This is a genomic window from Virgibacillus pantothenticus (assembly GCF_018075365.1).
GTDB lineage: Bacteria > Bacillota > Bacilli > Bacillales > Amphibacillaceae > Virgibacillus > Virgibacillus pantothenticus.
Map to the genome: position 1 here is coordinate 3010228 of NZ_CP073011.1, position 11860 is coordinate 3022087.

The window sequence follows — 11860 nt, forward strand, 5'->3', positions numbered from 1 at the left end:
TGTCGCATCCCCCTATTTCCCTTTGAAATGAGGTGATCGTTTTTCCATAAAAGCCTGCATACCTTCTTTTTGATCCTCTGAAGCAAAAAGTAAATAGAAATTTTTCCGTTCATATTGCATTGCTTCATATATGGGCAAGTCTTCTGCCTTTTCAACCGTGTCTTTGATTAACCGTAGGGATAAAGCAGGCTGCTTTACCAAGTTTTCAGCAAAAGCGATTGTCTCCTGCAAAAGAAGTTCATCTGGAACAACCTGATTAACGATACCCCAATGCTTTGCTTCTTCTGCTTTAAGTTGATTTCCAGTCCAAAGAAATTCCAGTGCCTTTCTTTTTCCCATCAGCTTGGTTAATTTTACAGTTCCGCCAGCGCTTGGCATGACGCCAAGCTGAACTTCCGGAAATCCAAACTTACTGCTTGCTGCAGCAAATACTATATCGGCACATAATGCGAGCTCAAATCCACCACCAAGGACAAATCCATGAACAGCTGCTATAACAGGCTTTTTAATTAATGATATTTTGTCCCAGTCAGCAAATTGATTTTTCATCTCCATGGAAATCGCATTTTCTTCCGCCATTTCCTTAATGTCTGCTCCAGCAGCAAATGACCTGCCAGCGCCAGATAGGACAATCACTTTTACTTGTTCTAATTGATCAAAATTCCGTAAAGCAGCTAAAATCTCTACTACCATGGATCGATTGATGGCGTTTAAAACTTCCGGGCGTTGCAACTCTAATTTTCCAATCCCATTGTCAGTCCAAGCCTTAATAAATTGATAATTATTCAACTTCTTCACCAATCATCATGGTAACCAAGTCGCCTGCAAATGACATCAGGTCTTTTCCAGAGGCTTTTGCTTCTTTGGTTTTCATCGCAGCTTTTAATGATTCATGATCGTCGTAAAACATTTCGCATAACAGATAATACTTACTTTCTCCTGTAGGCGAACCAACAATTTTCGTAACCTCCATCTTACGTAACCCAGGTATCTTCTTTGTGATCGGCGTATGAACATTCTGATAGTGCTCATCAAAAGCAGCTTTGTCCTCCGGCTGTTTATAAAGTGCAATTAACTTAACCATTATTTTTCCACCCTTTCGAATAAATTGAATCTTCATCAGTGAGGTTTTCTTTTTTCTCTCACTGATGGTTAGATGAACCAATCGGGCATTTACTTGCAGTTAGATCCTCCCACCTAACCTCCTAGGTTTTTTCCTCGTAGCATGGAAGTGGAGGTCTTACTGCAAGTTATATGCGGGATAAAGTGAATCTTCATCAGTAAGGTTTTCTTTTTTCTCTCACTGATGATTAGATGAACCAATCGGGCATTTAGGTGCCGTTTTCTTCCGCTTAAAACCTTTTGTGCCAGCTCAGGTGCTTAAAGCGGGAGGATTACGGCACCTTACATGCGGGATAAAGTGAATCTTCATCAGTGAGGTTTTCTTTTTTCTCTCACTGATGGTTAGATGAACCAATCGGGCATTTACTTGCAGTTAGATCCTCCCACCTAACCTCCTAGGTTTTTTCCTCGTAGCATGGAAGTGGAGGTCTTACTGCAAGTTATATGCGGGATAAATTAGCGATTGGCTTCATCGCTTCAAATGGATTTTTACATTGATTACAATAAAGAATGCTTCGGCATGCTGTTGGTCCGAAAATATTCTCCATTGTTGTGTACATGGAATTACAATAAGGGCATGCAATTCTCCAAGATTCACCTGCAGTATACTGTGCTGGCGGTGGAGAAATCCCATTCCGTTTTAACTTTTCTTTTCCCTCCTCGCTGATTCGATCCGTTGTCCACGGAGGATGAAAGCTAAATATAACTTCAATCATAAGGTCATTATTCCATTCGTTTAATAATTTTTTTGCCTTTTCTTTCACATCGGCTTTAATCATGTCTAATGCCGGACAACCGCTAAATGTTGGCAATAGCGTCACTTGAACAAAATCATCATCTTGAATCGTTATATCCTCGAGCATCCCCAGTTCAACAATATTAATAAATGGCATTTCTGGATCTGTCACTTGCTGCAGTACGCGACGTACTTCATCCTTTAGATGTGAATTTTTCATCTTAATCATCCCTCATCTCACCTTTGTTACCAGGAAACTGCTTCTTTGTCACCTCCGTATACTTCATTTAACACTTTCAATGCCTCCGTAAGATCATCCGTATGCTCTCCATTACGTCCATTTCCACTTTCCATTCCTGGTGGTTCTTCTATCTTGAACTTCAACTTTTGAAATACGTTTTCCATTTTATCGAGCCATGCCTTTCGTAAATCAGCTTCACTGCAAATCAATTTCCGCTTATTCATTTCCGCACTGTACATGCCTATTGAAATCACTCCCGCAAACTCTTTCCAACATCGTAGAACCGCTTGTTCCATCCGTTCACGTGCTTCCTTGGTACTCGACATTAACTGCATAAACCAAGTTTCCCAATGCATGAAATGATAATAGTGTTCGGACAAAATTTTCACAGCAGTTTGCTTTAGTGGTTCATAGCTTGATTGCGTAAGTGCTTCTAAACGAACTTGTTTGAAAACACTAAAGAGAAAATTCCGAGCGACGGTAAAAGCCCAATCATAATCAGGATTCTCCAGATAGTGACCGGAACCATTTTTTAATTCAAGCAAAATGGCATTGCGAAAGTTTTGTGGTTTTCTGGAGTGCGAGAGATCATCCATATTTCCTGCCCCGATTTCTTCAAGTAAGCTGTAATACATTACCGCATGCCCCATCATATCTTGATTAATGGAAGAAAAGGCAACATCTTCTTCAATATGCGGTGCCAATCCAAGCCATTCCGATCCGCGATAGGCGAGAATGAAGTTGTCATCAGCAAACTGATAAAGCAACTCACATAAAATAAACTCATCTCGTTGCAATTTCCTTACCCCTCCTCCGTGTTTACACTTTGTTTTAATTCTTTCCATTTCTTAGGGAGATTTATATACCCTCGAGTTTCCCGGTAAGCCTTGTTATCTAGTAGCTGAAATGCTTCACGTTCTTCTTGTGTCATCTTTCTGATTTCTTTCCGATTTACAACCCATAATTCTTTCAGAGACTCACGACGAAAAAAATTTTCTTTCGCCATAACATAAGCCATTTCCTTATTAGGTGCCGTTAAACTAAAGCGATGCTCTAATGGCAGCCCATCCCTTTTTCGACTAAACACTTCAAATTCCTCATAAAATTCGCTTCCACTCATTGTTGCTTCCCTCCATCATGCTCTCGATCTATCACTTCAACGCACAATTTTTTGGCTATGATGCACGACTTTCATACTTTGGTGCACAACTTTTTAGTTGCGATGCGCGACTTTCACACTTTGGCGCACCTCTTTTAGCTGCGATGCGCGATTTTCTCGCTTTGGAGCACAGCTTTTTGGCTATGTTGCGCAACTTTTCGCTTTAACACTCAATTTTTTGAATGCGATACGCGGCTTTCCTGCTTTGGCGCACCTCTTTTAGCTTTTATCCAACAAGTTCGCTTCGATTTTCTTTATATGTTTTTAATGCATCACGCACCCATTGGCTGTTTTGATAAGAATTCTTTCGTAATGCGATTCTTGCGTCCGACTCCGGTCCATTTCCTGACACAATCCTTTTAAAATTCTGCCAATCAGGTTCCGTATAATGCCACTCTTGGGTACTTTCATCAAAGTACAGATTTTCATCAGGGATGGTTAACCCAAGTAGATCCATTTTTGGTACGTACTTTGTCAAGAACTCCTGTCTTAATTGCTCATTTGTTTTCGTTCTAAGTTTATATTTTAAGTTAATATCAACATTTGAGTGACCAGTTTCTTTTTTAGACTTTGGTCCGAAAAAGGTGAGTAACGATTCCCACCAGCGATCAAGCGCTCCTTGCAACATGTCCTTTTGTTTTTGCGTTCCGCTTGCCAATGCCAATGTTAAGCTTTCGCCATGCTTTGCATGAAACGATTCTTCCTGACAAATTCGTTTTAGCGCTCTCCCGTATGGACCGTAGGATGTATGTAACATCATCGTCTGTGATAAAATGGCAGCCCCATCAACAAGCCAAGCAATAATAGCGGCATCCCCCCAAGACGGCGCAGGCATATGGAAGACGTTATGAAACTTAAGCTTTTTTGTAAATAAATCTTGCATCATATTTTCTCTTGTTTTGTTAAATGGTTTGATTAAATCTTCTGCTACTCGCAAAAGTAATTGACCATGCCCCATTTCGTCCTGAACCTTAGCCATAATTGCTAATTTTCGATGCAAAGTAGGTGCTTTTGGTACCCATTCTTTTTCAGGCAGTGCACCCATAATTTCACTCATACCATGCATGGAAATTAACCGGATTAATGCCTTCCTATATTCGTCCGGCATCCAATCTCCCGCTTCAATTTTTTCATTATTTTCAATTCGCTCCATGAAGTGCTCATATTTTTCATCTGCTGTTAACTGATGGAATGGAATTGTTCTCATACCCTGCAACTCCTCCGTTTTTATTATTCATACTTTCATTTTGGTATCTCTAACAATGCGGATGGCTTTTCCTCCTGACCTTGGAATTGATCCTGGATGTTCAATGTTAATATCTACACTAATTAAACACTTACTTTTTAACTGCTGAAACACCTTATTAGCAAGCGCTTTTATTGTTTCATGCTCTAAATTTCTGTTTAAATTATTGTAGATACTTTCGTTGATTTCTACTTTCAATATGACTTTATCTAGTGCTCCTTGATTAACGACATAGAGTTGATAATGTGGTACTAGCTCCTCTAATTCTAATAGCGCACTTTCCACTTCAGAAGGGTAAACATTCACCCCACGAATGATGAGCATATCATCAATTCTTCCTTTAACCCGCGACATCCTTGTTGTTGTTCTCCCGCATATACAAGTTTCCGAAGTAATGGAGGCTATATCCCCAGTACGATAGCGGATGATTGGAAATGCTTCTTTTGTCAAACTGGTGAAAACGAGCTCTCCCTCCTCCCCTTCTGCTACAGGTTCTAATGTATCTGGATCAATTACCTCAATAAAAAAATGATCATCTGCGACATGCAATCCACATTGTGCTTCCAGACATTCAAAGGAAATTCCGGGTCCCATCACTTCACTCAATCCATAAATATCCATGGCCTTGATTCCTAATCTTTTTTCCAATTCTTTACGCATTTCTTCTGACCAAGGTTCTGCACCAAAGATACCGTATTTTAAACTAGTATCACGCGCATCTTTGCCTAATTGCTCCATTTTGTCAGCGATATTCAAGATATAAGAAGGTGTACCAACAATAACGGTCGGTTTAAAATCCTCTATTAATAATATTTGCCTCTCTGTATTCCCTCCTGAAACGGGAACTGTCGCCATTCCTAGTTTTTCTGAGCCATAATGTAAACCGAGTCCTCCGGTAAACAGCCCATAACCGAACGTATTCTGCAGAACACTGTCTGGTTCTCCTCCACATGCAGCAATTGCTCTTGCAACGATTTCCGCCCATACTTCCAAATCATTTCTTGTATAGCCTACAACAGTTGGTTTTCCACTAGTACCACTGGACGCATGAATTCTCTCTACATGACTTATAGGCAGTGCGAATAAATCAAACGGATAGTTATCCCTAAGATCTTTTTTCTGTGTAAATGGTAGCTTACGAATATCTTCTAAAGATTGAATATCATTAGGTTTTACATTTAGTTCCGTAAATTTTTTTTGATAAAAAGGAGTTTTGTTATATACGGTTCGAACGGTTTGTTGAAGTCTTGATAATTGAATTTTTTCCATTTCTTGTTTCGAAAGCGTTTCCATTATTTCATTAAAAAACATGGTTTCACCTACCTATCATTGTATTAAAGCAAACACTTTATAAAAAACTAGACAGGGAAAAAATCTCTATTCATTTCAATGTACTCCTTCTCTTCGTCAGGAACATCTTCTTCTGCATATATAGCTTGAACCGGACAAGCTGTTTCACACGCGGCACAATCAATACAGATATCGGGGTCTATGTAATACATGTTTTTTCCCGAATGAATAGCATCTACCGGACATACTTCTACGCATTCAGCTGATTTTTCATGTAAGCAAGGGGAGGTGATTACAAATGCCATTCTTTGATTTCTCCTTTCTTAACTGTGTACTTTCTCCCATTTTTCAAAAAGTGTAGTACTATGCTGCGGTTGTTGCCTAGCGTTTGGATCTATATAGGTTTTTGCACTACTAATGGCGGTAGCAGCATCGCCAAATCCTGAAGCTATTAACTTCACTTTTCCAAAAAAGGTCACAACATCGCCAGCAGCATAAATACCTCGGATATTTGTATTCATTGCCGAGTCTACTTTAATGGAGTTTTTCGCAAATTCTAAACCCCATTTCTTTATCGGACCTAAAGAAGAGATAAAACCATAAGACACAATTAATTCATCTAATGATAATTTAATTTTCTCCGTTCCTTTTACCTTTTGAAGAATGATTTCCTCTATCTGCTCTTCTCCATAAATTTCCTGTAATTGAAAAGGTGTGAAAATTTCAACCCTCGATGCATAAAGGTTCGCGACACTATGTTCATGTGCTCGAAATTGCTCCCTACGATGTATGACCGTAACACTTTTCGCGATTGGTTCAATCATCATTGCCCAATCTACCGCTGAATCTCCACCTCCTAAAATACAGACATCTTTACCCTTATAACGTTTGATGTCTTGAACAAAGTAGTGTAAGTTTTTTCCTTCATACGCAAGTGCGTTAGCTAGTTTTATACGGCGTGGTTCAAACGCCCCAATACCTGCCGTAATAAGAATGGTTTTTGAATAATGCACCTCCTTATCTGTAGTGAGCTGAAAGTGTTCACTATTTATTTTCACTACTTTTTCAACAGTTTGATTAAGTACCACAGTTGGGGAAAATTGCATTGCTTGCTCTGTAAGCTGATCAATTAAATCCTGAGCTTTCACTTTTGGATAGGCAGCAACATCATAAATATATTTCTCTGGATATAGTGCAGACAACTGTCCTCCTAAATGCGGCAAACTTTCAATAATTTTCACCTTCATCTGCCGCATTCCACCATAAAAAGCAGCAAATAAGCCTACTGGTCCACCTCCAATAATCGTAATATCGTAAATGGATTTATCATTCAAACTAACACCTCCATTCATATACTATTTTATGAAACGACTAATTATATAACGTTTTATAAACGACATATTAAATTATGTTATACAAATATTATCACCACGGCCACAAATTTGTCAATACTTAAATTTATAAATATTGCGAAAACAATAACCATAAACTTAAACTACTATTAAAAACAAAGAAAAATCCCCTCATCTCAGTGGGGATTGTCTAAACCATAAATTATTTATTTTTTTCGGATTCCATCAGTCAAAACAAAACGTAATAAGTGTGAAAAATAGATACGTATATTATTTACAAACATTACTGGAAAATATTTATTTTATTTTCAATTAACCTTAGGTTGTCCATAATCCTTAAAGCGTTCCACCATCATCGTCATTTCTTCATCTGATAAGATGACTGGATTCCCGATTGCTTTTGCTTGCCAGTACAAGCGGGCACAAAATTCCAACTGCTCTGTAATTGCATAAGCTTCTGCAAGAGAACTGCCCACTACATTGATTCCATGGTTGGCTAATAATACTGCTTTTCTATCTTTCATTGCTTCCAGCGCATTCTCAGCTAATTCGTTTGTGCCGTATGTTGCGTAATTAGCACAACGGATATTTTTTCCTCCACCATGAGCAACAAGATAATCAATAGCCGGTAAATCAACATTCAAGCAAGAAATCGTTGTGGAATACAAAGCATGCGTATGAATCATAGCAACTGCATCATATCTATTTTTATAGACAATGGAATGCATTTGATGTTCACTGGATGGTCTTAGCTCCCCCTCAACCACATTACCATATAAATCCATAATGATGACATCTTCCTCAGTTAAATTATGATATTCAATCCCGCTTGGTGTAATTCCCATAAGCCCTGACTCTTTATCAAAAATACTAATATTTCCTCCGGTTCCAACGGTTAGCCTAGAATCGATTAATTTCTTTCCATATTCAACAATTTGTTTTCTCTCTTCTTTTAAATATTTCATCAGTAAACCCTCCGTTGTAATTATTATTCGTGAATGTTCAAAAAGTAGTAGTTAATGACCTAAACAAATTTCCTCATACATTAGAATGTATAAAATATAGTACTGAAGTTAAGAGCGCAGTAGAAAATTCAATCCCTCAAGTAAAGCACCGCAATTTCTCTTCCTCTAATGATGTTGAAATTGAAAGGCGAAGTGCTGAGATACCTGAGCTAACATTGGTTCGGATAACAGGGACATATCGTACGAAAGAAAAAGTTTTTCTAGTACGTTAATTCTTAGCTGATCTCATATCCATTGTCCTCTTTTTGAATATCATTATTGATTAATTATTATTTATTTTCCGACTTACTAAATTGCTCTTTCTCGTATTCTTTCTGAATTAATTCCTTATACGATCTTGCCTTATGAGGATACCATTTTCTGTATTTACTTTGAGCTATGATTGCCAAAATTAGAGCTAACATAGTAGAAATCATCCATTTCGTGAACACGGAAATGAGCAGACATAATGCCGAAAGAAAAATACATAAATGAAGAAAAAGCTTTTCCTTATTCATCTACGTTATAATTCAGCTCTTTATTTTCAATCTTACAAATGCCTAACTTATCAAACAGTAACGCTTTTTCGGCAATGTATGCATTGTATTCCAGACGCCCCAGATTATCATAAGCTTTTATTAAATTTGTATCTGTTATTAACACCCCATGCTTATTCAATAAAATGGCGTTAATTACAGATTCTAAGGCTTTATTCTCCAAATAATGTTTCACTTTTTCAGCTAATTCTTTCGATGTTGCAGGAGCAAAATCCAGACATGGAATATTCCCAAATTTTTGCGTAGCTTCTGTTAAATTGGGCATATCTATCCCCATCGTTGCAAAAAACATTGACTGAAGTGCATGTGCATGGAGTACACAGCCAATCTCTCGATTATGTTTATAGCATGCCATATGCATATTAATTTCTCTTGTAATTCTGCCATCACCTTCAACTATATTTTCATCCATATCCACCACTAAAACTTGGTACGGGGATATATCACAATGGTATTTTTGCGACATATGGGTTGGTGTCATAATAATATGTTGATCATTTATCCTGACACTAACATTTCCCCCAGCTGTGTTCGTCTCATATCGAGAGAACATTTTTTTCACAATCTCAGCCAACTGTTCTCTTTCCTCTTGATATAACAATGTTATCGCCACCTTATAGTTGAGTGATTTTTACTTGTTGCTTTAACTCCATTGCCGTCTTCACATCAAACGTTGAACTATCCTTGTTCATCACTTTACTTGCAGCACAACCACTAGCCAGCTTTACTATTTCTTCTATCGAAAGCTGATTCGCCAGCCCAGCTAAAAAGGCACCTACAAAGCAATCCCCAGCACCAGTATCGTTTACTTCTTTTACCTTAGGTGGAATGACACGATAGATCTTTCTATCATACCCACAGTAGCTGCCTTTTTCGCCTAACGAAGTAACTACATAATCAATGTCTTGGTTTAGTCTTTTTACTGTATCGAATAAACTTTCATGAGAAGCTTTTAGCTGCTTTAATTCAAATTCATTTGGTTTAATAAAATCTACCTTCATTTTGACAGCTAATTTAATTGCCTCACCAGATAAGTCACAAGCAATAAAACAACCAATTTCTTTTAAAATACGTAATAATTGCCTTAAATTATCGATCGTGAAATTCGTTGGTAATGAACCGGCGATTAATACCATATCTTCCGCTTTCACTCTAGCTTTTATCCTGTCAAAAAGTCGCTTTATATCAGCTTCTTCTACATGAAATCCTTTTTCTGTCAACATGATAGAGCCGGCTGAGACTTGCTCCGGTTCTATCATGATATAGCATTCCCTAGTGGTTCTACCATCTATAATCGTGAAGTCATGTTCCATGTTTTTTTCACTTAAAATCTGTTTAAACTTATCTATATTCTGACTCCCTGCAAATCCTAGAGCTAGGTTTTTTACTCCTAATTTCGACATAACATAAGAAGCATGGGTTCCTTTTCCGCCAATATCATAAGAAACTTCCGTAATTCGATTGCTTTTTCTTCTTTCCAATTTTTCATTCAAGTATAATAATCGATCAATAGCTGGATTTAATGTTAATGTATAAAGTAAAACTTCATTCAAGATTCTTCATCTCCTGTTGAATGTTAGTACCGCAAGGGTATGACCTGAAGGCCTTTGAACGATTCGAGAATTTAGGTGGGGTTATCTCCCACTTAAGCTTCTTCCTATTCTTTGGCTACCAAGACTTACGGCATCTTATATTCAGGATAAAGCATTTCATCACCGACTATTTTTCTACCTTTAGTTCTTCCGTCCGTTTTAACATTTCTTTCCGGTACAGGATAAATCCTAACGCCCATACAACAGCCAATCCAATTCCTACCATGCTGAAACTCCCAAGCTCCGTTAAAATATATCTAAATGCAGGGTATTCAACCGTACTCCAGGTGATTTGCTGACCTGCTTCTAATTCAACCGCTTTTGTTGAATGTGCTAGGTTTGTCATAATATCGGCAAAATACGTTGCGGCATATAGGAATACTGGCGTGGTAATCGTACAGATCACCAGCATTCGTAACAAATTACCACCGGTTACAATTAATGCCGGTACAGCAAGCCCAATATTTAGAATTCCCGCAAATGGAAGTACTGCATTTCCTGGTAATATAAAGGCAAAGAATAACGTAATCGGAACCAGAATCGTCATAACAACCCATGCTTCACTTGATCCAGCTAATATCGGCCAATCAAGTCCAATAAATATTTCCCGATCTTTAAAGCGTTTTTTCATATAATCATTAATGGCTTCTGATAACGGGGATAGCGCTTGCATAAATAATTTAGCTACCATTGGGAATAACGTTAATGCGGCAGCTGCTTGCATCGACAAAATTAGTGAATCAGCTACTGAATAGCCTGCTGCTAAGCCCAAAAGAAACCCGATAATAAAACCCATTACATGATTTTCAGCAAAAATACCAATTTTATCTTTTAATGCACTTGCATCCATTTCTCTATTAAATACTTTAAATTTTCTTAAGAGCCAATCAATCGGCATTAATAATGTACCAATTAAGAAAAAGTTATGGGAACTTGTAACACCTGGAATATTTGTTAACGTCTCGATCTGTTTTTGATTCAAATCAGCAAATACCAATTCAAGTACAACTACAATTGCTGAACCAATCAGAGCGATATACATGCTTCCGGTTACACCATAAATAAGTACAGCTGTGAAAATTTTTCCCCATACATTCCATAAGTCGACATTCAATGTCTTTGTTTTATTTAATAGAAGCATCACTCCATTAATGACGAGCTGAATAGGAAACAGTAGAAAAGCATATGGCCAAGCCCAGGATAATGAAGCAGCAGTTGTCCAACCACCATCAACAGCTGTTAATTCAATCCCTGTTCGCTCTGCTAAAGCTTGAGCCGCTGGTGTTAAAGCATCAAGCATAAAGCCAATCACAAGGTTCATTCCTAAAAAGGCGACTCCTAAAGTAATTGCTGCACTTAAAGCATTTTTAAATTTCATTTTTACAAATATTCCAATTAACAACATAACTGCAGGAACAAATACAGAAGCACCTAAATCTAAAATATATGAAAATATTGTTTTTAGCAGGTCCATGATTTTACCCCCCTAATAATAGATAAATAGTTATCATAGCTTGACTGGGCAATTTAGATTACTTTTCGTAATATAGATTACCCAGTG

The 11860-nt window shown here is 37.7% G+C and carries 13 protein-coding genes; all 13 read right to left on the reverse strand.

Annotation, left to right across the window (positions count from 1 at the left end; genetic code table 11):
- Positions 1-12 precede the first annotated feature (12 nt).
- Complete coding sequence (locus tag KBP50_RS13955) at positions 13-789, reverse strand: enoyl-CoA hydratase/isomerase family protein (RefSeq protein ID WP_050351998.1); 777 nt, start codon at positions 787-789, stop codon at positions 13-15.
- Positions 782-1084 carry an EthD family reductase gene (locus KBP50_RS13960; RefSeq protein WP_050351997.1) on the reverse strand — a complete coding sequence of 101 codons (303 nt, stop codon included), beginning with the start codon at positions 1082-1084 and terminating at the stop codon, positions 782-784. Before KBP50_RS13960 ends, KBP50_RS13955 begins: the two co-directional genes overlap by 8 nt.
- A 478-nt stretch (positions 1085-1562) precedes the next feature.
- Complete coding sequence (paaD, locus tag KBP50_RS13965) at positions 1563-2078, reverse strand: 1,2-phenylacetyl-CoA epoxidase subunit PaaD (protein WP_050353477.1); 516 nt, start codon at positions 2076-2078, stop codon at positions 1563-1565.
- Between the two features lie 26 nt (positions 2079-2104).
- Positions 2105-2896 carry a 1,2-phenylacetyl-CoA epoxidase subunit PaaC gene (paaC, locus tag KBP50_RS13970; protein ID WP_050351995.1) on the reverse strand — a complete coding sequence of 264 codons (792 nt, stop codon included), beginning with the start codon at positions 2894-2896 and terminating at the stop codon, positions 2105-2107.
- Positions 2897-2901: 5 nt separating this feature from the next.
- Positions 2902-3219, reverse strand: a complete 318-nt coding sequence (paaB, locus tag KBP50_RS13975; protein WP_050351994.1) for a 1,2-phenylacetyl-CoA epoxidase subunit PaaB — start codon at positions 3217-3219, stop codon at positions 2902-2904.
- Positions 3220-3484: 265 nt separating this feature from the next.
- Entirely contained in the window at positions 3485-4465 is a 981-nt protein-coding gene (gene paaA, locus KBP50_RS13980; RefSeq protein ID WP_050351993.1) for a 1,2-phenylacetyl-CoA epoxidase subunit PaaA, read from the reverse strand.
- A gap of 27 nt (positions 4466-4492) precedes the next feature.
- Positions 4493-5797 (reverse strand): phenylacetate--CoA ligase family protein, encoded by a 1305-nt coding sequence (locus tag KBP50_RS13985; protein WP_373688659.1) that lies wholly within the window; start codon positions 5795-5797, stop codon positions 4493-4495.
- 65 nt (positions 5798-5862) lie between these two features.
- Positions 5863-6099, reverse strand: a complete 237-nt coding sequence (locus tag KBP50_RS13990; protein ID WP_050351991.1) for a ferredoxin family protein — start codon at positions 6097-6099, stop codon at positions 5863-5865.
- Positions 6100-6117: 18 nt separating this feature from the next.
- Complete coding sequence (locus KBP50_RS13995) at positions 6118-7128, reverse strand: NAD(P)/FAD-dependent oxidoreductase (protein WP_373314119.1); 1011 nt, start codon at positions 7126-7128, stop codon at positions 6118-6120.
- A gap of 326 nt (positions 7129-7454) precedes the next feature.
- Positions 7455-8111, reverse strand: a complete 657-nt coding sequence (locus tag KBP50_RS14000) for an L-fuculose-phosphate aldolase (protein ID WP_050351989.1) — start codon at positions 8109-8111, stop codon at positions 7455-7457.
- Between the two features lie 549 nt (positions 8112-8660).
- On the reverse strand, positions 8661-9308 hold the full coding sequence (locus KBP50_RS14005) for a class II aldolase/adducin family protein (RefSeq protein WP_050351987.1): 648 nt from the start codon (positions 9306-9308) through the stop codon (positions 8661-8663).
- Positions 9309-9321: 13 nt separating this feature from the next.
- Complete coding sequence (locus tag KBP50_RS14010) at positions 9322-10260, reverse strand: 1-phosphofructokinase family hexose kinase (protein ID WP_050351986.1); 939 nt, start codon at positions 10258-10260, stop codon at positions 9322-9324.
- 166 nt (positions 10261-10426) lie between these two features.
- Positions 10427-11773: a PTS galactitol transporter subunit IIC gene (locus KBP50_RS14015; RefSeq protein ID WP_050351985.1), complete on the reverse strand. Its 1347-nt coding sequence runs from the start codon at positions 11771-11773 to the stop codon at positions 10427-10429.
- Positions 11774-11860: the final 87 nt, after the last annotated feature.

Coding starts and splice junctions, on each gene's coding strand:
- KBP50_RS13960 (WP_050351997.1), bottom strand. CDS start 1,084: ATGGTTAAGTTAATTGCACTTTATAAACAGCCGGAGGACAAAGCTGCT.
- paaD (WP_050353477.1), bottom strand. CDS start 2,078: ATGAAAAATTCACATCTAAAGGATGAAGTACGTCGCGTACTGCAGCAA.
- paaB (WP_050351994.1), bottom strand. CDS start 3,219: ATGAGTGGAAGCGAATTTTATGAGGAATTTGAAGTGTTTAGTCGAAAA.
- paaA (WP_050351993.1), bottom strand. CDS start 4,465: ATGAGAACAATTCCATTCCATCAGTTAACAGCAGATGAAAAATATGAG.
- KBP50_RS13985 (WP_373688659.1), bottom strand. CDS start 5,797: ATGGAAACGCTTTCGAAACAAGAAATGGAAAAAATTCAATTATCAAGA.
- KBP50_RS13990 (WP_050351991.1), bottom strand. CDS start 6,099: ATGGCATTTGTAATCACCTCCCCTTGCTTACATGAAAAATCAGCTGAA.
- KBP50_RS14000 (WP_050351989.1), bottom strand. CDS start 8,111: ATGAAATATTTAAAAGAAGAGAGAAAACAAATTGTTGAATATGGAAAG.
- KBP50_RS14015 (WP_050351985.1), bottom strand. CDS start 11,773: ATGGACCTGCTAAAAACAATATTTTCATATATTTTAGATTTAGGTGCT.